Genomic DNA, 23,301 nt, shown 5'->3' on the forward strand with positions numbered 1-23,301 from the left:
GCTGCATCATGCAGCCCTTTTCCATATGTCAATTCAGGTCACTTTTTCGATTTGGCAGCAATCTCCACCACCGCCTTGCGGATCTCGTCCGCGTCCAGCCGCGTCAATTGCTGCACCGTCTGCCTGACATCGTGCGGCAGCACCAGATGTGCTTCATTGGCCGACGCCTGCAGTTGCCGGTCAAACACCAGTTGCCGCTGTTCGTTTTCACCCAGCACTCCGATGCGTTTCAAGGTCTGGATGAAGCTACGGAATACACCTTTGTCGAAGAACTCAGGTGCCGGATGCTCATGCAGAATCGCCAGCCGCTGCGCGAACATCGAGCATAGCTCCTCCAGATGCGCCGCCGTGATCTTGCCAGAGCCCTGGCGGGTAAGCAGCGCCACAGCGATATAGTAGCGCTCCATGGCTTGTCGGACGGATCGAGCCAGGATCTCCAGTTGCATGTACTCCGCACTGTTACGATTCGGCGCCTTGATCGTTGTCTGGTCGCTACGCATGGCCAGCAGGCCGCTCCCGATCATGGCATCGATCTGACGATTCACTACCTCGTCCAGCGCCTCGATCGACCAATGCAGGAACAACTCGGCCTGCAAGAAGGGGTAGAGATTCCGGATCAACTCAACAATGCGGCCCCGCTCCAAGGCGTTCTCATTGGTCAGGAAGCATGCGATCATGCCTTGCAAGGTGAACAAGTGTTGCACATTGTTGCGGAAATACGTCATCTGCAAAGCCTGCGCACCCTCTAGCTGAATCAGATTGCCCAATGGATGCGACAAGCGCTCCAGCACCTTCATCTTCATGCCATATTCAATCAGGGCTCGACCATCCAGCGCAGTCAGCTCGATCCGATCACTGTAGGGCGCATCCGCCAGCATCTTGCGCAGGGTGTCCAGATAGGCCACCAGCAGATCCTCATCTGCCACTTGTTTAGGCGTGGACAACAACGCAAAAGCCAGCAGGTTGATCGGGTTGACCACCGCTGCGCTGTTGATCTGGGTCACAATCCGGTTGGCCAACACATCCACTGACTTGCTGACCCAAGGTACCTTGGTATCCTCGATGGCCGGCTCATCGCGCCAGCCAGGGTGCTGCTCATCCAATAGATCAGCCAAGGGAATGGGCTGACCGAAGTTGACGTGCACCTCACCGAACACTTTTTCGATATCGCGAATGGTCTTGATCAACCCCCAAATCGATTCTTTCTCTTTGGGTTTGCCTGACAACTCGGCAACATACGTGCCACCCTCCATCACTTTTTCGTAACCGAAATAGATGGGCACGAACACGATCGGGCGGCTATGGTCTCGTAGGAAGCTCGCCAGCGTCATGGCCAGCATCCCCCCTTTCGGACTCAGCAAGCGCCCGGTACGGCTGCGCCCCCCTTCGATGAAATACTCGATCGGGTAGCCTTTCTGAATCATCATGTGCAGGTATTCGTTGAACACCGCCGCATAGAGATGATTGCCCTTGAAGGTGCGACGCAGGAAGAACGCCCCCCCCCGCCGCAAAATCCCCCCCACCACGGGTAGATTCAAGTTGGCACCCGCCGCAATGTGCGGCACCATCATTCCTTGTTTGAAGATGACATAAGACATCAACAAATAGTCGATATGGCTTCGGTGCGTGGGCACATAGATGATTTCCGGGCCTTCGGCAGCCAAGTCCACCAGCTCATTCATGCGGTAGACCTTGACCCCATCGTACAGGCGAGTCCACAACCAGGTCAGGAATTTCTCATACGCCCGCACTGTGGGGTAGGAATAGTCGGCTGCAATTTCCATTGCGTAGCGACGGGCGGTGTCCTCCAGCTTGTGTGGCAGGACATTCTTCTCTCGTGCTTCCAGTTCAATTGCCCGCTGGACTGCGTCCGTTTCCAACAATGCATTCACCTGGGTGCGGCGGTGCGACAGATCGGGGCCGATTGCCATCTCGCGCTGGCGGCGGAAATGCACCCGCAAAATGCGCGCGATCTTGCGCAGCGTCAGCTCTTCGTTCTGCCCTTCATCCACCACCTCCCGCAGGCTCATCGGCTCTTCGAACCGAACCAAGGTGCCCCGCCCATGGATCAGCACACGGAATAGTTGTTTGATGGCGCTCGGTGTCGCCCAGCTGTCGGTGAACAGGATCTTCAGCAGGGAATCTTCTTTCTGCGGCTGGCGGCCCCATAGAATCGTCACCGGCACCAGCTGTACATCAAATTTCGGGTCGGCCATCACCGCTTGTACCAACCGCTTCAGGCGCGGTGAGTAGGCAAAACGGTTTTGGCGGCGCAGGCCAGGCGTTTCACCTCGCGTCAAGAAGAAAAACGAGCGATCTTCACGGACATCCAGGCTCTGAAAGCGCCCCATGGCCCGAGGCAAGCCTGTCCGGATGGTTTCTGTTTCCAGCACCATCAGGTTGGACAATTGCCTGGTCTGCAGCACATAGCAGACCGGTTTGTTCGGATCGAGCTTGAGCGATGTCAAATCCTGTGGCAATACCTGTGTACGCACCCACAGGTACAGCAATTTACGTGATAACAGGCTGAACGCCGCCTCTAGGCCTAGAAATTTGAGCATCAGACTACCAAATACCTAATTGTCGTCAACAGGGCGCGCATTGTAGCGCGAAAACGTCTTGAATCCATGCTTTGGTATTGATTTATAAACTGAAGTCTGCTTCATGATGCGACCCGGTGTATGTTCGTTCTGGCAACATCCTGTATCGGCGCGGTTTTCGATCGGGCAGATCTGCCCGGCCCCACTCTAAACCATAATACCCCCGCACCTACCCATCCGCCCCTACCTTGTACATTGCCAGTACAACTGCCCACCCAAAAGCTCGATTCGTCGGTATGCTGCTTGCCAGGTTTTGACAATACGGTTTCATCACCCGTGCGAATCCACATTTGACCAAGGAGTATCCCGTGAGCACTACCACACTGTCGTTTGACGCAGTCACCCCTGCTGATTTCCATATCATCGCTGAATTGGGCCATCAGATCTGGCACGCGCATTACAGCAAGATCATCAGCCAGCAGCAGATCGACTACATGCTCACCGGTCGTTACACACCAGAAAATCTGCAAGCCTATGTGGATGCGCCAGATCGCTGGCTTAAGTTGCTGCGCGTGGGCGACAAAGCTGTTGGTTACTTCAGCTATGCGCTGACCCGCACACCAGCGGAAATGAAGCTGGAACAACTCTACCTGCTCCCGGCCCTGCATGGACAGGGCCTGGGCGGCCAGATGTTGGCAGAAGTCGAGCGCGCAGCGAGAACTCAGGGGTGCCGTGTTCTGATGCTGACCGTCAACAAATCCAATCACAGCTCGATTGCTGTCTATCGCCACCGAGGCTTTTCCGTTCGCGAGGAGGCGGTCTTCGACATCGGCAACGGCTTCGTGATGGATGACTATGTCATGGTCAAATCATTGGGTTGATGGTCAACTCATGCAATGCCACATCAACCGGCTGCTTGTGCCAATTTGCGTAGCACATAACTGGCTGCCGCCAGACCAAAGGCTCCCGTCACACAGGCTGACGAGCCGAAGCCCGCACAATTGAGCCCAGCCGGGCCGGGCAGCGGGTCATCGATATCGCAGCTTGCAGCTGTGGGGTATTGCAGCGGTTCGGTTGAAAACACCGCAGGCACGTCGAATTTTTTCTTCACGTCCTTGCTGAAGCCGTATTCACGCCGCAGCAGTGAACGTGTCTTTGCCAACAATGGATCTTGGGTGGTCTTGGCAAGATCGACGATGCCGATCTGCGTCGGGTCCAATTGCCCCCCTGCACCACCACAAGTGATCATTTTGATCTTGTGACGACGGCAATGGGCGATCATGGCCGCTTTGACTTTGACATTATCGATGGCATCGACCACAAAATCGAATCGTGATGTGAACAGCTGAGCCACGTTGTCCAACTCGACGAATTCGTCAATCTCATGCACCACTGCTGATGGATTGAAAGACTGGATACGTTCAGCCATGGCCGTCACCTTGGCTTGGCCCAAAGTGGCATCCAGCGCATGCAGCTGCCGGTTGATGTTGGATTCCGCCACGTGATCCAGGTCGATCAAGGTCAGCGTCCCAATGGCTGACCGCGCCAACGCCTCAGCCACCCAGGAACCGACCCCGCCAATCCCCACCACTGCAACATGCGCACCGAGAAAGCGCGTCAGCGCAGCTTCGCCATACAATCTTGCAATACCACCAAAGCGGCGTGATACATCCATGTCCGTCATATTGCTTCCACCAGATAAACCTTATGCCGCGCGGTGCTGCCTACCAAGCAAACACGACACGGATACCTTGCCACACAGTCTGGCCCATCCCTAGAGCTGGCAACCGTGATGCACCAGACGACAAAAACCGAGAGACCTGTCTTGAGCCACCGGGCCGATCACGCCATTATACGGGGCAAACCATCGTGCTGCGCGGCCCGCCACCCTGATCACGGGCTATGCCAGGTCGGGTTTGTCTTCCTTCGTCTTGATCACCGTTAGGAGCGTTTCAACATGCGTCACCCCTTGTCCATCGCTGTTCGCTTCACCGCTGCCACCACCCTGCTTGGCCTCAGCCTGCATACCCTTGCAGCGCCGACTATCGAGGAACAGCGCCTGCCCAAAGCGCGGGCTGCCATACCTGAGAGCGTCTCTCGGCACGACGGGTTGGTCAAACAATTCACCCAAGCCTTTAGCCAGGCCGCGTCACAAGCCGATGCGGAAACCGTCGCCACCGACTATGCCTTCGGGTTATGGCAGGCGGCACGCGACGACATCCGACTGCTCAACAAGCTGGATGATCGTCCACTCTATTGGGCCCGGCTGGGCATGACACAAGCTGCTCGCAGCACCACGCCCAGATACGCCATCACCCCGGCAGGCCGTCAGAAGATCCTTGAAATTGTCGAACGCACCAGTCGCGGCATCGAGGACATCTGGTTCTTTGATGAGGACATGAAGCACATCCTGATCACAGGTTTCGATCCGTTCCTGCTCGATCGCAACATCGATCAGAGCAATCCTTCCGGCGTGGCCGCATTGCGGCTGGATGGCAAAATCATCCGCGTTGGCAACAAGGTTGCCCGTATCGAAGCGGTGCTTGCGCCAGTGCGCTTTGCGGATTTCGATGCCGGATTCGTCGAAAACCTGCTACGTGATTACTATCGGCGCAAAGAAGTCGATATGGTGGTCACCATCAGCATGGGCCGTGCCCAGTTCGATCTAGAGCGCTTCCCTGGCCTGCGCCGCAGTGCAGACGTGCCAGACAACATGAATGTCAAGGCCGGCGGCACCACCACCAACCCGACCCCCCCGATGCTGGATGGTGGCACCCTGAGCGGTAAGGAATTTGTCGAATTCAGCCTGCCTGTTGCCGCCATGCAGAAGGTAAATCAACCTTTTGCCGTGAATGACAACCGCCAAGTCACCACATTGAAACAGACCTTTGCGCCACAACGGCTGGCGGAACTGAAAGGCGAGGTATCGGTTGAAGGCTCGGGAGGCGGCTATCTATCCAACGAAATCTCCTACCGAAGTGTCCGCCTGCGCGACGATGTTGGTGTACGCATCCCGGTTGGGCACATCCACACCCCTGCCATTCAACGCCATGATCCAGAAACAGAGGGCAAAATTGCCGACCAGATCGAGCGCATGCTGAAAGCCGCGCTTGAAACACTATGACATCCCTTTGAATGGCACCCGCCGAGCCAGCACTTCGCTCGGCGGTCTGGTTGCGCTCACGCCATCCACCCTGCCGCCATGCAGCGTCATTAGTCACGCCCGCAAAGTCAGCTATAATCTGCCGATTTGATTCAGACAGTTGGGCGCGATGAACGTATTTTACGAAGAAGATGGTAGCTTCAAGGTTGGTAATGTCATGCAGGCAGCCGAGGCGTCGTTTCAAGTAGAAGCCATCAGCGGCAAGCGCTCAAAAATCAAAGCTGCCAATGTCCTGCTGAAATTCAACGAGCCCAGCCTGGCTGAATTCATGCCGCGCGCCGAAGCGTCAGCCGAAGAAATCGACATCCCTTTCTTATGGGAATGCTGCGGCGAAGACGAATTTGGCTTCGAGCAACTGGCAGAAGACTATTTCGGCCACAAACCGAGTGCCGTCGAAGCCGCTGCCGTGGCCATCCGCCTGCACGCTGCGCCGATGTACTTCTACCGCAAGGGAAAAGGCCGCTACAAAGCCGCCCCGGCAGACACGCTCAAAGCCGCACTGGCAGGCCTTGAAAAGAAACGCCTGCAAGCCGAGCAGGCTGCCAAATACGTCGAACAGCTCGCTCAATTCGAATTGCCAGACGCATTCAAGCCGCTGGTCATGCCCTTGCTGTTCAAACCAGACAAAAATACTTTGGAATTCAAAGCACTGGATCAAGCCTGCAAAGACTTGCAGATTTCTCCATTGCGCCTGTTTGAGCGTTGCGGCGCACTGCCCGATGCCCACGACTACCATTTGCAGATGTTTCTGCTGGAATATTTCCCAAAGGGCACCGGCTTTCCACCCGCGCCGCCAACACCCATCGACATCGAACTGCCAATTGCCGAAGCCCCTGCATTCAGCCTGGATGACTCCAGCACCACCGAGATCGATGACGCGTTTACCGTTCAGCCACAGGCGGGTGGCGGGTGGCGGGTAGGCGTGCATATCGCCGCACCGACACTGGGCATCCTGCCCGACAGCCCGCTGGACCAGATCGTCATGCAGCGACTATCCACGGTCTATTTCCCCGGCAACAAATACACCATGCTGCCTGACGAAGTCGTGCAGCGCTTCACTCTGCAGGAGGGTCAAATCTGCCCGACCGTGTCGATGTACATCGACATCACTGCCGATTTCGATGTAATCGGGACAGAAAGCCGTGTCGAGCAGGTCAGGGTTGCAGCCAACTTGCGCAACGATGTGCTGGAGGCCCAATTCAACGACGAAACCCTCGCCAACGATACTGATGGTGAGTACCCCTTCAAGACCGAGCTTCGTCTGCTGTGGCAATTTGCCTGCGCCTTGGAAAAACGGCGCGGCAAGTACGACCCGAATCGCCCGCCTCAGGTGGATTACAACTTCCATGTGGAAAATGATCAGATCCGCATCACCACCCGCAAACGGGGGTCGCCAATCGACAAACTGGTGTCGGAGCTGATGATTTTCGTAAACTGCGAATGGGGTGGCTTGCTGGGCAAGAAAAATGTCCCTGGCATCTACCGTGCTCAGGCAAATGGCAAAGTCCGCATGACCACCAACCCAGCCCCACACCAGGGGCTGGGCGTACCACAATACGCTTGGTCAAGCTCCCCGCTACGGCGAGCAGTCGATTTGATCAACCAACGTCAGCTGCTCGCCGTGTTGCGCGATGAGCCCGCCCCCTACCCCAAGGGCAGCAGTGTGCTGTTTGAGGCCATGCGTGACTTTGATGCCACCTACAACGCCTATCTCGACTTCCAGGACGGTATGGAGCGCTACTGGTGCTTACGTTGGCTCAAACAGGAAAACATCACCGATGTGGGTGGTGTTGTACTGCGTGACGGCCAATCCGTCCGTCTGACGGGCATCCCACTGGTCACCAAAGTGGCAGCCATGCCAGAGCTGTCCCCAGGGACGCGTGTCGAACTGTCGGTTGGCGATGTGGATTATCTGAGCCGAGAGGTGGATTGCAAATTCAAAGGACTGGCCAGCGCCCCAGCAGAAATGCTGGCCGACGATGGTGATGATGAGCATACCCGTATTGACGCAGATGACTTGACCGAGCAAGCGGAAACCACGCCGACTGAGCAAGCAGAAACGACCGTTGAGTCGGGTTCCGATAATCCTGTGTGACAAGGGCGCCAAATTTGCCTAGAATCCACCGATTAGGACAATGTCGTTAGGCTTTAACCTGTGGCTACTCTCAGTCTGCCGGCCGGGCCCGATCGCTCGGACTTCTACTTCAAAATTGCGCTGGGCATCTCCATTGCTGCCCACGCCGTGCTGCTATCGGTCAAATTCGTCTACCCTGAGCTGAAAAAGCTCAGCAGCACGACGCCGCTGGATGTCATTCTGGTCAACAGCAAGACCCAATCCAGCCCATTGAATCCACAAGCCTTGGCGCAGGCCAATCTGGACGGAGGGGGGAATACCGACCAGAATCGCCGCATCAAGACACCGCTACCCCTACAAAAGGACGCCGACACCGCACAGGAACAGCAGGTCGAGCAGGCCATGCAGCGCCAACAGCAACTGGAAAGCGAAGCCCAGAAGCTGATGACCATGATCAACACCAAGCGCAGTGTCAGCGAGCCTGACAAGCGCACCCGTGCTGAGCAGCAGCAAGCCAGCGGCAAAGACGCCAAGGATGAAGAAGCCCGCAACTTGGCCATGGCGCGTCTGGAAGGCCAGATCAGCAAGGATTGGGACGCCTACCAGAATCGTCCACGCAAGAAATTCATCGGCGCCCGCACCACAGAATTCCGCTTTGCCCGCTATGTGGAAGATTGGCGACAGAAGGTAGAGCGCATCGGCACCAACCTCTACCCGGTCGAGGCCAAGCAAAAAGGCATTCATGGTCGTTTGCAGATGACGGTGGAAATCAAGGCTGACGGCACCGTCGCCTCAGTCGAGGTCAATCGCAGCTCAGGCCATAAGATTCTGGATGAAGCAGCCAAACGCATTGTGTTTCAATCCGCGCCTTTTGCCCCCTTCCCGCCAGATGTCCGCAAGGACTCCGACATCATCAGCATCACCCGTACCTGGACGTTCACCACCGCCAATAAGCTGGAAAGTGGTGACTGAACGATATAGCCCCGCATACCAAGCGGGGCTGTTTCTTTACGCCACGTGCTTCTTCACCTATCAGTGGTATCAGCGCTGATACAGCGCCTTATTCTTTACTGAACAATTGCAAGGCAAATACCCTCGCCTTGGCATGGTCAACAATCGGCTCAGGGTAGTCGCGCCCCAACATCAGGCCAATACGTTGGCTGACGTCCTTGGTCATGGTCCAGGGTGCATGAATGAATCGGTCAGGGCAACTCGCCAATTCAGGCACATAACGGCGGATGAACACGCCTTTGGGGTCGAATTTCTCAGACTGGGTTACCGGGTTGAAAATACGGAAGTAAGGCTGTGCATCGCAGCCCGTGGAGGCAGCCCACTGCCATCCTCCGTTATTGGCCGCCAAGTCGAAGTCGATCAGCTTTTCTGCGAAATAGCGCTCACCCCAACGCCAGTCAATATGCAAATCCTTCACCAGAAACGACGCCGTGATCATCCGCAGCCGGTTGTGCATATAGCCGGAATGATTCAATTGGCGCATCGCGGCATCCACGATCGGGTATCCTGTCTGGCCGTCACACCATGCCTTGAACAACCCAGCATCATTGGGAAACGGCAACCGGTCATATGCCGCCTTGAAAGCGTGGTTGACGACCTGGGGATGATGCCAAAGAATCTGCTGGTAGAAATCCCGCCAGATCAGTTCATTCAACCAAGCCACATGCCCAGGGCCAGCCACAGGCTGGGTGACATCCCAGGCCGCACGTGCCAGTTGCCGAATTGAGATGGTGCCAAATCGTAGGTGGACTGATAGATAGGACACCCCCTTTACGCCGGGAAAATCTCTTGCCACATGGTAGTGCTCAATCCGTGTCAGGAAATCAGCAAACAAGGCACTAGCCCCCTCGCTTCCCGCTTGAATTTGCAACGCATCGAGATCCGTCACCATAAACCCCAATTCCGCCATGGTGGGCATGGCAGATTGTCCCGTTGCCAACGCGCCTAAATAGGACTGAACCGGGTAGGGTTTCACGTGAAACGTTGTCAACTTTTTCAACCATGCATTTTTATAAGGCGTGAATACAGTGAAGGGCTGACCCGCTTGAGTCAGCACCTCATCTCGCTCAAAAATCACCTGATCTTTACATGACTGAAAGCGGCACCCCATTTTGGTGAGGGCCGCAGCCACCAATTGGTCACGTTGTGTCGCAGCTGGCTCATAGTCCCGATTGCAATAGACAGCCTGCGCACCACAGCGCTCGGCCAGCGTGGGGATCAACGTTGTCGGATCACCGTGTAATACCATCAGATCGCCGCCCGCGCACTGGAGTGCATACTGCAGTGCGCGGACACTACGCCAGATGAAATCCACCCGCCGATCCTGCTTCGGCAACGATGACAAAAGGGTGGTATCGAATACAAAAACACAATGGACGCGACCACCCGATTTCAGCGCATGGTATAGCGCCGCATGATCGTCCATTCGCAAGTCGCGGCGAAACCAGCAAAGTACTTGCAGATCAGTCTTGTCAGCCATGTTTCAACATGCAAAATTGGGGTTGGATCAGGTATTGTGCAATAATTCAGGTATGCAAAGCGTAAATCTGACCAACCATTTCCTGATCGCCATGCCCAACATGGCAGACCCCTATTTTCAGCGTACGCTGACCTATGTTTGCGAGCACAACGAAAATGGGGCGCTTGGTATTGTCGTCAACCGCCCAATCGATCTCACCTTGGAAAGCCTGTTCGATCAGATCGGCCTGTCGCTGAATCGCGAAGACCTGGCGGACGTGCCGGTCTATTTTGGCGGCCCTGTGCAGATGGATCGTGGCTTTGTGCTGCACAATCCGCTTGGCAACTGGCAATCCACCTTGGCCATGAACGACAGCTTCGGTCTGACCACCTCGAAGGACATCTTGCAAGCGGTGGGTGAAGGCCGTGGCCCAAATCGCCTGATGATCACACTTGGCTACGCAGGATGGGATGCCGGGCAGTTGGAGCAGGAGCTTGCACAGAATGCCTGGCTGACAGTCGAAGCATCGCAAGACATCATCTTCGAGATGGCCCCTGAAGACCGCTATGAAGCGGCCATCAGTCGGCTAGGTATCGCTTTCGGCAATCTGTCTGATCAGGCCGGGCACGCCTGATGAGTGGTGTGGTAACAGCACTACCCAACGCAGGCGGTGTATTGGCATTTGATTTTGGCGAAAAGCGGATCGGCGTGGCCACTGGAGATCTGGCGGTAAAGCTGGCGACCCCGCTGACCACCATCCAGGCTGAAAGCAATGACGACCGGTTTCAACAAATTGGTCGCCTGATCGACGAATGGCAGCCCATATTGCTGATCGTCGGGCTGCCATCGTATATGGATGGTACCGAACATGATATGACACGGTTGTGTCGCAAATTCTCAAACCGGCTGCATGGCCGGTTTGCTTTGCCGGTTCGCCTGGTTGACGAACGGCTCAGCTCGGCTGTTGCCGATACGATGTTGGCCGAGCTGGGGCTATCCAGCCGTAAGCGCAAGCCAGCGCTCGATCAGGTCGCAGCACTTCAGATTCTGCAAGCGTTTTTCGATCACCCAGAGGCAAGTATCGCACATGATGCGGTGCAAGCCTTGCCCAAGCAGACGGGATGACTCATGGCACTATACCACCCTCAACTCAACAGTCACGGCGAGCTCAAACATCTGCTCACCATAGAAGGCTTGCCCGCCGCCATCTTGACCCAGATCCTCGACAAAGCGGAAGACTATGTGTCGGTGTCGGATCAAGAGATAAAAAAATTACCCGTGTTGACAGGTAAATCCGTCTTCAACCTGTTCTTCGAAAACTCCACGCGGACCCGTACCACATTCGAGATCGCCGCCAAGCGCCTATCTGCCGATGTGATCAATTTGAATATCGGCGCCTCCAGCACCAGTAAAGGCGAAACCTTGCTGGATACCATCCACAATCTGGAGGCCATGCATGCCGATATGTTTGTGGTGCGCCACGCCGAGAGCGGCGCTCCGTTTTTGATAGCCAAGCACTGTAAACCCAGTGTCAGTGTGGTCAATGCCGGGGATGGTCGTCATGCCCACCCCACCCAGGCATTGCTGGATATGTATACGATCCGGCACTATAAAAAGGAATTCCAGAATCTGCGTGTCGCCGTCGTTGGCGATATCCTGCACAGCCGTGTCGCACGGTCGCAGATTCACGCCCTGACCACGCTGGGTGTGCCAGAGGTTCGCGTGATCGGCCCCAAGACCTTGCTGCCGAAGGACATCGAGAAGATGGGTGTGCAGGTCTATCACGATATGCGTGCTGGTTTGAAAGATGTCGATGTTGTCATCATGTTGCGTCTGCAGAATGAGCGCATGAATGGCGCCCTGCTGCCATCGGCCCAGGAATATTTCAAATACTATGGTCTGACATTGGACAAACTGGCGCGAGCCAAACCTGATGCCATCGTGATGCATCCAGGCCCGATGAACCGTGGTGTCGAGATTGATTCCGCTGTTGCGGATGGTGCGCAATCGGTGATCCTGCCACAGGTGACTTTCGGTATCGCCGTCCGTATGGCGGTAATGAGCATTCTTGCAGGCAACAAATAAGGGGGCCACATGAATATTGAAATCAAAAATGGCCGCCTGATTGACCCAGCCAGCGGTCTCGATGCAGTAACCCACCTCTATATAAGCCAAGGGCGTATTGCCGCCATTGGCAATGCACCTGGCGGTTTCACCGCCGATCGTAGCATCGATGCGCAGGGTTTGATCGTTGCCCCAGGTTTGGTTGACTTGGCAGCACGGTTGCGCGAGCCTGGCTTCGAATACAAAGCAACCCTGGTCTCGGAAATGAATGCCGCCGTTGCCGGCGGCATCACCAGCTTGGCTTGCCCGCCCGACACTGACCCACCGCTGGATGAGCCTGGGTTGGTCGAAATGCTGAAACATCGCGCCCGCCAGCTCAATCTGGCCAATGTCTACCCTGTCGGCGCACTGACCCAGCAGTTGAAAGGCCAGCGCCTGACTGAAATGGCTGAATTGACCGACGCGGGTTGTGTTGCCTTTTCACAGGTGGATCAGCCTTTTGAAAACAACCTGTCATTGATGCGTGCACTGCAGTACGCCAGCACGTTTGGCTTCAGTGTCTGGCTACGCCCACAGGATCACGGCCTGGCTGCCAAAGGGGTGGCACATGATGGTGAGGTGGCATCTCGTCTCGGTTTGCCACCCATCCCTATCGCAGCCGAAACCGTCGCTATTTCAACCGTCTTGTTATTGGTGAAAGAAACCGGTGCCCGGGTTCACTTCTGTCGGGTCTCTTCCGCCAGCGGCTTGCAGATGATCCGGGATGCCAAACAGCAAGGTCTGCCGGTTACCTGCGATGTTGGCATCCACCATGTACACCTGTCTGACAATGACATCGGCTATTTTGACCCGCACTACCACTTGGCGCCGCCACTACGCTCAACCTATGATCGTGATGCCATCCGTGCAGCATTGCTGGACGGCACCATCGATGCCATCTGCTCAGACCACACTCCGGTTGACGAAGACGCCAAATTGCTGCCCTTTGCCGAGAGCGAGCCAGGTGCAACCGGCTTGGAGGTGCTGCTGCCGTTGACATTGAAATGGGCCGAAGAGCAGTGCCTACCGATTGATCAAGCCCTGGCCAAGATCACTATCCGTTCAGCACAGATTCTGGGCATCAATGCCGGGCTGTTGGTAGAAAACGTCCCGGCGGACATCTGCATTTTCGACCCAGAGGCAGAATGGAAAGTCGATACAAAAAATCTGGTCAGCCAAGGTAAGAATTCGCCGTTTGCGGGGTATCCAATGCGTGGTAAAGTGCGCTTCACCTTGGTAAACGGCCAAATCGTCTACCAAGCCGAATAATCACAATATCCATATCCACGCTGCTGATTGCACGGGCAGCCTACCTCGGTGATCAACCCGGCAATCAGCTTACGCAAAAGGGAAACGTCATGTCCGACCTGAAAGCTCAATTCGAACAAGCCCAGAAAGATATCCTGACTTTGTCCGAAGCCCCAAGCAATGATGTCAAATTACAGCTCTATGCGCTGTTCAAACAAGCCACACAAGGCGATGTGACCGGCGAGCGCCCCGGCATGATGGATTTCATCAATCGCGCCAAATTTGACGCCTGGGCCAACCAGAAAGGTCAGACTGTTGAGCAAGCCATGCAAAGCTATATTGCATTGGTCAATAAGCAGCTGGGTCGTTAAGCAGGTTGTGCCGAGTTGATTGCAAAAATGGCAACCCAAGGGTTGCCATTTTTATTGGGCACCACCAACAGTGCCGATAGGGTTCATATCTCACGCCCCTCGTGACCCTTGTTGTGGAATGTCGAACTGTTTCATGCGCCACGACCTACATGGCCATCTCATGCGTGGATAGCCACACCCGGCAGCAGGAGTAATACACATACGGCACCAACTGCCCTGCTACTGGCCGGTCTGCCAAGCGGAGTCCACTTTGGATTGCGCCTCGTCGAGCTTGGCCTGTGCCGCAGCCAACGCCTGTTTGGCCGTATCTAGCTGTTGTGTGGTCATCTCGGCACGACGCTGGGCTTCCTGAAGCCTGCTTTGTGCCTGTTTATCAGCCTCAGCAGCTTCTTCAAGCTTGCGCTTGGCATTGGTCCACTCCATCCTGGCTTGTTCATAGGCCAGTTGATTACGCATCAGGCTCTCATTTGCCACCGCCGCTGTGCTTGTCAATACTGCCACTACTGCGACGAATAATGTGTGCTTCATTTTTACAGACATTCCATTTGTGAGCGATCAGATTCCGCTGGCACGATTCAAACAACCTGGGGCATTGGTCTGCCAAGCGACACCGACCAACCAATCACCTACCCCTCATGTCCTCTCAACAGGCTGGTCAAATCGACCAACAGAATCAAGTCATTTGGGTAGGCGTTTCAATACATCGAACACGATATCCTGCACTCGCCGCTCATCCAATTTGACACCATCCCAGATGGTATTCTTGTAAATGCCACGCCAAACCAGCTTATCACCGTCACGTTGCCGGAAATCGATGATCAGACTACCCTCACGGTAATCATAGGTACGTGTGGTTTCATAGGGGGGGCCCCAAATGCCCCAATCGTAGGCGCTCCAGCAGGTGCGCGAGCCACAACGAAGCATCATGCCACCAAAGCGTGGCTCGCTGACAACACGCTGCTTGGTTGCCACACCAATATGGTAGCTGACAAGATAGCGGGCATCTGCAGCAGTCCCCTTCTGAAAACCTTGGCGCTCCAGCTCAATGTCGATGGCACGTTGCAACCGATCACGAATGATATCGTTGTCGATATCGGCATTATCGGGCGTGATCGTTGGCTTGGGTGGCGGCGAACCCCATGCATACTTGCTCCCCGGCACCAAAGATTGTTCATTGTCAGTGACAACGTCAACAGTACCGGCGCAGCCGGTAACCGTGGCCAGTAGGCTGGCAATTGCAAGCATCTTTTTCATGATGGTCTTCCAATGTCATACGGGGCAAGGAACCTAAGTTGGACTTTTTATAGAGCACTTGGTTGCATCCAGTTTAACGCTTCCTGCAGACAGTCAGCCCATCGCCGATCGGTAAAAGGCTGTAGTCGATCCGCTCATCTTGCTGCAAAAAGGCATTGAGCCGACGAATGGCATCGATCCCCGGAGTTTCATCCAAAGCAGGGGCTTGCGCAACACGCCCATTCAAGAACATATTGTCGAGCAAAATCAGCCCTCCTTGGCGAATCAATTGCAGGCAACTTTCGTAATAAGCAGCATAGCCCGGTTTGTCCGCATCAATGAATGCCATATCGAACCGACCATGCTCACCAGCCGCCAGCAAGGCATCCAGCGTGATTTGTGCCGGTTGCAGATGTAGCCGGATTCGGCTGGCCACACCTGCCTCAGTCCAGTAACGATGAGCAATGTCGGTAAAGGTATCACTGACATCACATGCGACAATCTCGCCGTCTTCTGGCAGGGCTTGCGCCATCACCAGCGCGCTATAACCCGTGAACACGCCAATCTCGATAGTACGTTTCGCTCCAATCAGCTTCGCCAGCAATGACATGATTTGCCCTTGTTCTGGGGCAATCTGCATTTTGGCCAGTCGATGCTGCGCTGTTTCTTCACGCAGGCGACGTGCAATATCGCTTTCACGGACACCAACCTGCATCAGGTAGGCATGCAAGGTCTCTGTCATGGCAAGAGTTCGGTTCATACGCTTTCAGACTTCCTGTTTCAACCCCGCGACTTTAACCGAAAATGACCACCGGTTTCACGTGAAACAACGCATCAACAGTTGCCGAATTTTATGAAAAGGGTATAAACACATTTTTGCCTTTAAGCGGACAGAGGCTGGAAGCCAAGCCCAACGTGGCTTTGCGACATGCCAAAGTAATTTCTGTCATCCGTGCAAACTCATGCTTAAATGTAAATAAGGCTTGGTTCGTGCCTCAGGATTCCATTGGCAGGATTCCATAGTCAGCCCGTTGGGATGATCTTGTACCTGGTGCATGAAACAAATTGCACCTTGCCACGATCCATATCAACAGATTTACGACAAAGGTTCGGACACACCATCTCAGCAACTCGCTGATTGCAATCGTGTCAACCAAACGGATTTGTCCTGATAGATAACTTCAACTTACTGAAACGACCATGTTGACCCGCGCCCTATTACCCGCCGTATTTCTTGCCTGGTCTGCGTTGAGCTGGGCAGAGTGCCCACCCCTGCTCAATCACCAGTTTCGCACATTGCAAAAGAAGCCGATCGACCTATGCCAGTGGCAGGGCAAGCCGATTCTGGTGGTGAACACTGCCAGCAAGTGTGGCTTTACCCCGCAGTTCGAAAAGCTGGAATCTCTATATAAGCAATATCGGGACAAGGGTCTGCTGGTCATCGGCTTCCCTTCCAATGATTTCTGGCAAGAGCCCAAAGACAACGAAGAAATTGCAGACTTCTGCAAGCTGACCTATTTTGTGGAATTCCCCATGGTGGAAAAAAGCGCCGTGACGGGTGACGATGCCAACCCATTCTACAAACAGCTCAAAGCGATTTCCGGCAACAGCCCGCGTTGGAATTTCCACAAATACCTGATCGCACCTGATGGTAAAACCGTCTACAGCTGGGGCAGCTCCACCAAACCTGATGATCAGAAGGTAATGGAGAAGCTGTTACCAATGCTGGGGAGCTGAAATGACGGTAGTTCAATGCGATGTCGCGGTGATCGGTGCTGGTATGGCCGGTTTGACCTGCGCATCACTTCTTGCCGAAGGCGGCATGCATGTTGAAATTTTTGAAAAAAGCCGTGGAACGGGCGGTCGGATGGCGACCAAGCGTAGCGAAGATGCCAGCTTTGATTATGGTGCCCAGTATTTCACCGTGAGAAATCCGGTCTTTGCCAAACAAGTCGCCCAGTGGGAGCTTGGCGGGCATTGTGCCGCATGGGGTGGCAATGTCGTCGACCTGACACATGGCCGTCGCCAAGCCGCCAGCAGACAGTTGCGATTCGTAGGGCAACCCAGTATGAATACCATGTGCCGCCACATGACTGAGGGGTTGTCCGTCAATTTCAAAGCGCGTCTTCTGCAATTGTCCAGAGCAGATGAGCGCTGGTGGCTGACTTTCGAAGACCATACACAGCTGATGGCCAATATGGTGATCCTGGCGATACCCGCCCCCCAGGCGCTCAACCTGGTCGCGAAGTTCCCGTCGGTAGCGGCGCCGATATCGTCGGTCAGGATGACGCCTTGCTGGGCGGTATTATTGGCACCAGGTAAATCGCTCAATCTCGATTTTGACGGCGCACACGTCCACAATCTGCCTCTACAATGGATTGGCCGCAACAACAGCAAACCAGGCCGGCTCGCTGCCGAAACCTGGACACTGCATGCCACACCAGATTGGTCTCAACGGCATGTTCACGACTCAGAGGAGGACATCATCAATCAGATGGTGGTTGCCTTTGAGGAGGCGATTGGCCGCAGCCTACCCCATATGCCGGGGAAGGCCCACTACTGGCGTTACGCGGAGACTGCGCACCCATTGGAGCAGGATTTCGTCTACGATCCCGCACTCAGACTCGGTATCTGTGGTGACTGGTGTCGTGGCAAACGGGTAGAGGATGCCTTTCTGAGTGGAAAAGCACTGGCCCGCGCGATTCTGGAAAGGTAAGCTGCCAGCCCCGGATCAAACCACCGTCATCATGCATTTCACCCTGAAACAACTTCAGTCATTTGTGGCGATAGCCCGCGATAACAATGTGTCGCGGGCGGCAGAGACGTTGTCCTTGTCGCAGTCCGCTGTCTCCTCCAGCCTGAATGAGCTTGAAAGCCAGCTTGGTAGCCTATTGTTCGACCGCATCGGTAAACGCTTGCAGCTCAATGAAGTCGGGCAACGGATTCTGCCCCATGCTGTTGAGCTGCTGGCCAGAGCTGATGAATTGGAGCGCTTGGTCAGAAGCGGCGAAGCACTTGGCAACTTCAAAGTAGGCGCCACGCTGACCATTGGCAACTACTTGGCGACACTGCTCATCAGCGATTTCATGCGCACCTTTCCCGGCACCCGGGTTGGCCTGAAGGTCGCCAACACCTCTCAAATTGTCGAAGGCATGCGCCAGTTTGATCTGGACATCGGCTTGATTGAAGGTGATTGCTTTGACCCGGATCTGGATGTCATTCCATGGCGGGAAGATGAGCTGGTCGTTTTCTGCGCACCAGACCACCGCCTGGCGAAGAAAACCACGATTTCACTGGATGACCTGTCTGAAGAGAACTGGATTGTACGCGAGCCTGGCTCTGGCACCCGGGCAGTATTTGATCGAGCGGTGGCAGGCAAATTGCAACAGCTGGATATCCTGTTGGAATTGGAGCACACGGAGGCCATCATCCGTGCGGTGGAAAGTCAGCTGGGTATAGGCTGCGTTTCTCGACTGGCATTGGAAGACGCGCTGGGTCGAGGCAGTCTGATTGCCCTGCCCACACCATGGTTTGATCTACGCAGACATTTCTATTTCGTGTTGCATAAGCAACGCTATTTGACTGCAGGCGTGAAACAATTCCTGGCACTCTGTCAACAAAGCCGCCAACCCGGCGCAGCTATCTGATCAACACGGCGGATCGGGTTGCTGACGGCCCCATGTGCTACGCCCACCCACCGGTAAATGGGTCGTCATCAACACAGGGGGCCCACGATGACCCAATGGCTGCCACGCGGTGCCACTGGGCCAACAGCCTCCGTTCAGCCCTGGCGCCTACGCAAACTGTTGGCAACACCTAGGTGGGCGGGCTTATTTAAGCAAAGCCGGAACAGGCCGCCGTGCAGAATGGGGGGCAGCAGGTCGGGCCACATTGGGTTGCGTAGCCGCCTTCTGCTTGGGTGGTTTACCCGCCGCCTGAGGCTGTGATGGCTTGGTCTTCTTCGCGGCCACAGCAGTTGTCTTGGTTGTTGTCTTAGCAGTTGCCTTGGGGGCGGGTGATGCGGGGCTTGGTTTGGCTCTGCCCTGTTTGGGCATTTGGCGCCCCATGACGATCGGCTCAGGTTTCACCGTCAAATCAGCTTCAAAACCGGGTACGGTGAATTGGCGAATCGGCTGTTTGATCAGCTTTTCAATGTCCTTCAACAGCTTGAATTCATCCACGCACACCAGTGACACAGCCTCACCCTGGCACCCAGCCCGACCGGTTCGTCCAATACGATGCACATAATCCTCAGGCACATTGGGCAGCTCGAAATTCACCACATGGGGCAGCTGATCGATGTCCAGCCCTCGCGCAGCAATATCGGTCGCCACCAGAACCGCCACCGAGCCATCCTTGAAACCGGCCAATGCTTTGGTGCGCGCGCCCTGGCTTTTATTGCCATGAATGGCTGCGGCTTCGATACCATCTTGTGTCAGCTTTTCCGCCAGCCTGTTTGCACCATGTTTGGTGCGGGTGAATACCAACACCTGCTGCCACTGCCCTTCACGAATCAAGTGCGTCAGCAGCTCACGTTTTTTATCCCGGTCTACCAAATGAACGGCTTGTGAAACCAACTCATTGGTTGTATTGCGCCGAGCGACTTCAACCAGAACAGGATTGTTCAACAGGCTATCAGCCAGCGCTTTGATGTCATCGGAGAACGTAGCTGAAAACAGCAGATTCTGACGTTTGACTGGCAACAATGCCAAAATCTTACGGATATCACGGATGAAGCCCATATCCAGCATGCGATCCGCTTCATCGAGCACCAGAATATCGATCTCATCGAGTTTGACAGCCTGCATGCCGATCAGATCCAGCAAGCGCCCTGGTGTAGCAACCAGAATGTCCACCGAGCCACGCAGCGCTTTGACTTGTGGATTCACACCCACACCACCAAATACGGTCATGGACCGAAGCTTGACGAATTTGCCATAGGTGCGGACTGATTCTTCCACCTGCGCAGCCAATTCACGGGTCGGAGTCAACACCAAAGCACGCGGATGCTGTGGGCGGGCGGGCTTGCCCATTGACAGCAGGCGATGCAACATCGGCAGCGTGAAACCTGCTGTCTTGCCCGTGCCAGTCTGCGCTGCGGCCAACAAATCACCACCCTGCAATACCTGCGGAATGGCCTTGGCCTGAATCGGCGTCGGCACGGTATAGCCCGTCTCAGCGACTGCACGTAATAGGGGTTCCGCCAGCCCCAGGCTGGCAAAAGTCAGTTCAGATGTCATACACAACTCCATGCGACGGCCTATCGCAGGGTGTGCGACTCCAATCCAGGCTGGCGATTCAATTAGGGAAATTCAGTCGATAGCACCCGCGACAGGATTGGTACGATGCGGGCAACGCGTAGTATAACGTGTAAACCACATCAGGATAGTCTGCGTTTGCTTGTTTTCCGGCTGGTTGGTGCGGTCAATGCAATATAGCGGATGTTTTTACCTTGCCTGCTTGCCGCCAGCACATTCAATTCGACCAGTTTTTCCAGGTCTGTCCGCGCGGTGCCTTCCGATACACCAAATATGTTCTTGACCTCTTTTGCATGGAATACCCGACCCGGGTGCCGCAATACCTTACTCAGCAGCTGTCCTTGCCGAAAATTCAACTTATCGATCAGCCCCTGCTCATGCAACCAAGCCATGGTGTCATAGTACTCCCGCTCTTTCCGATCGCGATACTCCAGAAAGCCATCAACTGCCCGGCGAATGATCTTGAGCTGATAATCAATAAAATAAGTCAGGTCAAATTCATCGGTTTCGCAGTACAAATAGGCCTTGCCATAAGCAACTGGAGCCTCTTTGAGCAAGGCACTGATGGAGATGAACTCAAACGGCCAGTACCCAACTTTCAGGAGATACCAATAGAACAGTGCGCGAGCTGTTCGGCCATTGCCATCCACAAATGGATGCTCATAGCCGATCATAAAATGCAGAATGATGGCCTTGATGATGGGGTGGATGAATGGCCGCCCGTCACGTCCATCATGATCATGATTGGCGAATTCACATAGTTTCTGCAATCGTTCAATCAACGATGCCGCCACCGGGGGCTGATGCGCAACACCGCCTGCGCCATCACCTACATACACCTGATCGGTCTGGCGGATTTCACCCGGCACCACATCAGCATCCAAGGTATCCATTACAGTGACACGGTGGAACTCCCGTATCAGCTCAATGGACAACGGCTCCTCTCTATTTGCCTTGGCAGCTTTCATGAGCAGGAAGTTATTCACGATCATCTGCTCACTTTCATCCCGAGGGGCGCGGTCCTCTGCCAACATGGCCTTGGCTACCAGCCGGGTGGTAGATGCCCCTTCCAATTGCGCGCTGGCAATGGCCTCCTCCATCATCAAGGATTGCAGCAGAAATTGACTATTCTGCGCACGCGTGCCCCCCATCCCTTCTCCAGCCTGCAAAATGGGGCTCCGCAGACTATCCAGAAAATGCAAGGTCGGTTGCATTGCGTCAATGATCAGGTATGTGAAAGGCTGCCCATTGTCGGCAACCAGCGGCAACTTCTTCTGCTGTGCACTGCGGTGTAACTTGACCACAGTCCAGGCATCTTCAGGGATTACACCTTTCGGAACACGATAACGGAAGTCATGCCAATGAAAATAGCGCCCGCTCTCATCCACCGCGCTGAATTGGTCAAAGAGATCCCAAATGTGATCCTGTGTAATCCGTTCTCTCCAACTAGGTGGTTTTTGGATGCCAGACATGCTTCAACTCAATTTTCAAAATTTAGAGTTGATGCTAACTTAGTTAGTCGAGTTTATCAAATAATCTACATGTTAAAAACGTTTCATAAACGTTCATTTACAAAAGCTTATATCTTAAAAAGCCAAGCATTAAACAAATCTTGAAAAATCGTGTTTGTGCTCAGATGACACCTTTGGTTTTCAGCGCTTCAATCAACTCAGGGGCAATATCAAGGCTTGTCAGGATGCTCTCCGTATGCGCCCCCAACTCTGGCCCCAGCCATTCCGTGCTTCCTGGGGTATCTGATAGCTTGGGCACAATGCCGGGCATTTTGAACGATTTGCCATCTGGCAACGTGGCGTGTTGGATCATTTCCCGAGCCAGGTATTGTGGGTCGTGGAACATATCTTCCACCGAGTAGACGCGGCTGGCCGGGACCTCTGCACGATTGAGCAGTGCCATGGCCTGTGCTTCATTTTGGCCCGCGACCCAGCTGTCGATGACCTGATACAGCTCGTCACGGCGTTGATCGCGACCCGCGTTATCTGTCAGGGCTGGGTCATCTGCCAGATCGTGCCGTCCGATTGCTTGCATGAAGCGCTTGAAGATTGCATCGCCATTGGCGCCGATCTGTATATGCTTACCATCTTGCGTGGTGTGGATGGACGAGGGTGTGATGCCGGGCATGATGTTGCCGGTGCGCTCACGAATGAAGCCCATCATGTCGAATTCGGGAATCAGGCTTTCCATCATTGCGAACACCGCTTCGTACAGGGCGACATCCACCACCTGCCCTTTACCGCCATTCACTTCGCGATGACGCAGTGCCATCAGCGCACCGATGACTGCCCACAGCGCTGCGATGGAGTCCCCGATGGAGATGCCTGTCCGGACCGGAGGCCGATCAGGGAATCCGGTGACATAGCGCAATCCACCCATGGATTCGCCTACTGCACCGAACCCGGGCTGGTCTTTGTAGGGGCCGGTCTGGCCAAAACCCGACAGCCGTACCATGACCAAGCCTGGGTTGATTGCTGACAACACATCCCAACTCAGACCCAGTTTTTCCAGTACGCCTGGGCGGAAGTTTTCGATGACGATATCAGTCTGGGCCACCAGCTTTTTGACGATCTCAATAGCTTCAGGTTTTTTGAGATTCAACGTCAGTGATTGCTTGTTCCGCGCCTGCACAAACCACCAAAGCGAAGTGCCTTCATACAATTTTCGCCATTTACGTAGCGGGTCGCCACCGTCCGGGGATTCGACCTTGATGACATCGGCCCCGAATTCTGCGCAGATACGAGCGGCAAAAGGCCCAGCAATCAAGGTGCCCAGCTCAAGGACTTTTACACCGGCTAGCGGTTTGGTGGGTAGTGTCATGGAGGTGTC

At 54.8% G+C, this 23,301-nt stretch carries 21 protein-coding genes; 12 read left to right on the forward strand and 9 right to left on the reverse strand.

Annotated features, from left to right (window positions below):
* Positions 1-38: 38 nt before the first annotated feature.
* Positions 39-2,561: a glycerol-3-phosphate 1-O-acyltransferase PlsB gene (gene plsB, locus HNQ59_RS12815; RefSeq protein WP_184040025.1), complete on the reverse strand. Its 2,523-nt coding sequence runs from the start codon at positions 2,559-2,561 to the stop codon at positions 39-41.
* Between the two features lie 347 nt (positions 2,562-2,908).
* Here plsB and HNQ59_RS12820 point away from each other — a divergent pair, with 347 nt between their 5' ends.
* Entirely contained in the window at positions 2,909-3,421 is a 513-nt protein-coding gene (locus HNQ59_RS12820; RefSeq protein ID WP_184040028.1) for a GNAT family N-acetyltransferase, read from the forward strand.
* A 23-nt stretch (positions 3,422-3,444) separates the two neighbouring features.
* On the opposite strand, the gene tcdA is transcribed toward HNQ59_RS12820, so the two are convergent.
* Positions 3,445-4,224: a tRNA cyclic N6-threonylcarbamoyladenosine(37) synthase TcdA gene (tcdA, locus tag HNQ59_RS12825; RefSeq protein ID WP_184040031.1), complete on the reverse strand. Its 780-nt coding sequence runs from the start codon at positions 4,222-4,224 to the stop codon at positions 3,445-3,447.
* Between the two features lie 273 nt (positions 4,225-4,497).
* Here tcdA and HNQ59_RS12830 point away from each other — a divergent pair, with 273 nt between their 5' ends.
* The 3 genes from HNQ59_RS12830 (at position 4,498) to HNQ59_RS12840 (ending at position 8,749) form a co-directional block, all read left to right on the forward strand.
* Positions 4,498-5,664 (forward strand): pyroglutamyl-peptidase I family protein, encoded by a 1,167-nt coding sequence (locus HNQ59_RS12830; RefSeq protein ID WP_184040033.1) that lies wholly within the window; start codon positions 4,498-4,500, stop codon positions 5,662-5,664.
* Between the two features lie 148 nt (positions 5,665-5,812).
* Positions 5,813-7,798 carry a ribonuclease catalytic domain-containing protein gene (locus HNQ59_RS12835; protein WP_184040036.1) on the forward strand — a complete coding sequence of 662 codons (1,986 nt, stop codon included), beginning with the start codon at positions 5,813-5,815 and terminating at the stop codon, positions 7,796-7,798.
* A 60-nt stretch (positions 7,799-7,858) separates the two neighbouring features.
* Complete coding sequence (locus tag HNQ59_RS12840; protein WP_343074275.1) at positions 7,859-8,749, forward strand: energy transducer TonB; 891 nt, start codon at positions 7,859-7,861, stop codon at positions 8,747-8,749.
* 88 nt (positions 8,750-8,837) lie between these two features.
* Here HNQ59_RS12840 and HNQ59_RS12845 read toward each other — a convergent pair whose 3' ends face one another.
* Positions 8,838-10,268, reverse strand: coding sequence for a cryptochrome/photolyase family protein (locus HNQ59_RS12845; protein WP_184040039.1), 1,431 nt, complete (start codon positions 10,266-10,268; stop codon positions 8,838-8,840).
* A gap of 52 nt (positions 10,269-10,320) precedes the next feature.
* On the opposite strand from HNQ59_RS12845, the gene HNQ59_RS12850 reads away from it, so the two are divergent.
* From HNQ59_RS12850 to HNQ59_RS12870, 5 genes are all read left to right on the forward strand, one after another.
* Positions 10,321-10,881 carry a YqgE/AlgH family protein gene (locus HNQ59_RS12850; protein ID WP_184040042.1) on the forward strand — a complete coding sequence of 187 codons (561 nt, stop codon included), beginning with the start codon at positions 10,321-10,323 and terminating at the stop codon, positions 10,879-10,881.
* Positions 10,881-11,372 (forward strand): Holliday junction resolvase RuvX, encoded by a 492-nt coding sequence (ruvX, locus tag HNQ59_RS12855; RefSeq protein ID WP_184040045.1) that lies wholly within the window; start codon positions 10,881-10,883, stop codon positions 11,370-11,372. The genes HNQ59_RS12850 and ruvX overlap by 1 nt, the downstream gene beginning before the upstream one ends.
* Positions 11,373-11,375: 3 nt before the next feature.
* Positions 11,376-12,332, forward strand: coding sequence for an aspartate carbamoyltransferase catalytic subunit (locus tag HNQ59_RS12860; protein ID WP_184040048.1), 957 nt, complete (start codon positions 11,376-11,378; stop codon positions 12,330-12,332).
* A gap of 9 nt (positions 12,333-12,341) precedes the next feature.
* A complete protein-coding gene (locus HNQ59_RS12865; protein ID WP_184040051.1) occupies positions 12,342-13,619 on the forward strand; it encodes a dihydroorotase in 1,278 nt (425 codons plus the stop codon).
* Between the two features lie 89 nt (positions 13,620-13,708).
* Positions 13,709-13,969, forward strand: coding sequence for an acyl-CoA-binding protein (locus HNQ59_RS12870; RefSeq protein ID WP_184040054.1), 261 nt, complete (start codon positions 13,709-13,711; stop codon positions 13,967-13,969).
* A 219-nt stretch (positions 13,970-14,188) separates the two neighbouring features.
* Here the strand turns inward: HNQ59_RS12870 and HNQ59_RS12875 are convergent, their stop codons facing one another.
* The 3 genes from HNQ59_RS12875 to HNQ59_RS12885 all read right to left on the reverse strand — a co-directional run bounded on the left by HNQ59_RS12875 (position 14,189) and on the right by HNQ59_RS12885 (position 15,962).
* Positions 14,189-14,497, reverse strand: coding sequence for a hypothetical protein (locus tag HNQ59_RS12875; RefSeq protein WP_184040057.1), 309 nt, complete (start codon positions 14,495-14,497; stop codon positions 14,189-14,191).
* Positions 14,498-14,647: 150 nt separating this feature from the next.
* Complete coding sequence (locus HNQ59_RS12880; RefSeq protein WP_184040060.1) at positions 14,648-15,223, reverse strand: DUF4136 domain-containing protein; 576 nt, start codon at positions 15,221-15,223, stop codon at positions 14,648-14,650.
* Positions 15,224-15,296: 73 nt separating this feature from the next.
* Positions 15,297-15,962, reverse strand: a complete 666-nt coding sequence (locus HNQ59_RS12885) for a class I SAM-dependent methyltransferase (RefSeq protein WP_184040062.1) — start codon at positions 15,960-15,962, stop codon at positions 15,297-15,299.
* Between the two features lie 440 nt (positions 15,963-16,402).
* Between HNQ59_RS12885 and HNQ59_RS12890 the strand changes: the two genes are divergently transcribed.
* From HNQ59_RS12890 to HNQ59_RS12900, 3 genes are read left to right on the forward strand one after another with little or no spacing between them, the layout of a single operon-like run.
* Positions 16,403-16,939, forward strand: a complete 537-nt coding sequence (locus HNQ59_RS12890) for a glutathione peroxidase (RefSeq protein WP_184040064.1) — start codon at positions 16,403-16,405, stop codon at positions 16,937-16,939.
* A gap of 1 nt (position 16,940) precedes the next feature.
* The gene (locus HNQ59_RS12895; RefSeq protein ID WP_184040066.1) at positions 16,941-17,918 is read left to right on the forward strand and encodes an NAD(P)/FAD-dependent oxidoreductase; all 978 of its coding nucleotides are present in this window, start codon (positions 16,941-16,943) and stop codon (positions 17,916-17,918) included.
* Positions 17,919-17,949: 31 nt separating this feature from the next.
* Positions 17,950-18,849 (forward strand): LysR family transcriptional regulator, encoded by a 900-nt coding sequence (locus HNQ59_RS12900; protein ID WP_184040249.1) that lies wholly within the window; start codon positions 17,950-17,952, stop codon positions 18,847-18,849.
* A gap of 183 nt (positions 18,850-19,032) precedes the next feature.
* Here the strand turns inward: HNQ59_RS12900 and HNQ59_RS12905 are convergent, their stop codons facing one another.
* The 3 genes from HNQ59_RS12905 to HNQ59_RS12915 form a co-directional block, all read right to left on the reverse strand.
* Positions 19,033-20,442, reverse strand: coding sequence for a DEAD/DEAH box helicase (locus HNQ59_RS12905; RefSeq protein WP_425491390.1), 1,410 nt, complete (start codon positions 20,440-20,442; stop codon positions 19,033-19,035).
* Positions 20,443-20,582: 140 nt separating this feature from the next.
* Positions 20,583-21,932, reverse strand: a complete 1,350-nt coding sequence (locus tag HNQ59_RS12910) for a Fic family protein (protein WP_184040068.1) — start codon at positions 21,930-21,932, stop codon at positions 20,583-20,585.
* A gap of 160 nt (positions 21,933-22,092) precedes the next feature.
* Entirely contained in the window at positions 22,093-23,292 is a 1,200-nt protein-coding gene (locus HNQ59_RS12915) for a CaiB/BaiF CoA transferase family protein (RefSeq protein WP_184040070.1), read from the reverse strand.
* Positions 23,293-23,301: the final 9 nt, after the last annotated feature.

The sequence above is a fragment of the Chitinivorax tropicus genome (assembly GCF_014202905.1).
Lineage (GTDB): Bacteria > Pseudomonadota > Gammaproteobacteria > Burkholderiales > SCOH01 > Chitinivorax > Chitinivorax tropicus.

What these genes read in the sequence shown, in the direction of transcription:
- plsB (WP_184040025.1), bottom strand. Translation starts at nt 2,561, where the DNA reads ATGCTCAAATTTCTAGGCCTAGAGGCGGCGTTCAGCCTGTTATCACGT.
- tcdA (WP_184040031.1), bottom strand. Translation starts at nt 4,224, where the DNA reads ATGACGGACATGGATGTATCACGCCGCTTTGGTGGTATTGCAAGATTG.
- HNQ59_RS12830 (WP_184040033.1), top strand. Translation starts at nt 4,498, where the DNA reads ATGCGTCACCCCTTGTCCATCGCTGTTCGCTTCACCGCTGCCACCACC.
- HNQ59_RS12835 (WP_184040036.1), top strand. Translation starts at nt 5,813, where the DNA reads ATGAACGTATTTTACGAAGAAGATGGTAGCTTCAAGGTTGGTAATGTC.
- HNQ59_RS12845 (WP_184040039.1), bottom strand. Translation starts at nt 10,268, where the DNA reads ATGGCTGACAAGACTGATCTGCAAGTACTTTGCTGGTTTCGCCGCGAC.
- HNQ59_RS12850 (WP_184040042.1), top strand. Translation starts at nt 10,321, where the DNA reads ATGCAAAGCGTAAATCTGACCAACCATTTCCTGATCGCCATGCCCAAC.
- ruvX (WP_184040045.1), top strand. Translation starts at nt 10,881, where the DNA reads ATGAGTGGTGTGGTAACAGCACTACCCAACGCAGGCGGTGTATTGGCA.
- HNQ59_RS12860 (WP_184040048.1), top strand. Translation starts at nt 11,376, where the DNA reads ATGGCACTATACCACCCTCAACTCAACAGTCACGGCGAGCTCAAACAT.
- HNQ59_RS12865 (WP_184040051.1), top strand. Translation starts at nt 12,342, where the DNA reads ATGAATATTGAAATCAAAAATGGCCGCCTGATTGACCCAGCCAGCGGT.
- HNQ59_RS12870 (WP_184040054.1), top strand. Translation starts at nt 13,709, where the DNA reads ATGTCCGACCTGAAAGCTCAATTCGAACAAGCCCAGAAAGATATCCTG.
- HNQ59_RS12875 (WP_184040057.1), bottom strand. Translation starts at nt 14,497, where the DNA reads ATGAAGCACACATTATTCGTCGCAGTAGTGGCAGTATTGACAAGCACA.
- HNQ59_RS12880 (WP_184040060.1), bottom strand. Translation starts at nt 15,223, where the DNA reads ATGAAAAAGATGCTTGCAATTGCCAGCCTACTGGCCACGGTTACCGGC.
- HNQ59_RS12885 (WP_184040062.1), bottom strand. Translation starts at nt 15,962, where the DNA reads ATGAACCGAACTCTTGCCATGACAGAGACCTTGCATGCCTACCTGATG.
- HNQ59_RS12890 (WP_184040064.1), top strand. Translation starts at nt 16,403, where the DNA reads ATGTTGACCCGCGCCCTATTACCCGCCGTATTTCTTGCCTGGTCTGCG.
- HNQ59_RS12895 (WP_184040066.1), top strand. Translation starts at nt 16,941, where the DNA reads ATGACGGTAGTTCAATGCGATGTCGCGGTGATCGGTGCTGGTATGGCC.
- HNQ59_RS12900 (WP_184040249.1), top strand. Translation starts at nt 17,950, where the DNA reads ATGCATTTCACCCTGAAACAACTTCAGTCATTTGTGGCGATAGCCCGC.
- HNQ59_RS12905 (WP_425491390.1), bottom strand. Translation starts at nt 20,442, where the DNA reads ATGACATCTGAACTGACTTTTGCCAGCCTGGGGCTGGCGGAACCCCTA.
- HNQ59_RS12910 (WP_184040068.1), bottom strand. Translation starts at nt 21,932, where the DNA reads ATGTCTGGCATCCAAAAACCACCTAGTTGGAGAGAACGGATTACACAG.
- HNQ59_RS12915 (WP_184040070.1), bottom strand. Translation starts at nt 23,292, where the DNA reads ATGACACTACCCACCAAACCGCTAGCCGGTGTAAAAGTCCTTGAGCTG.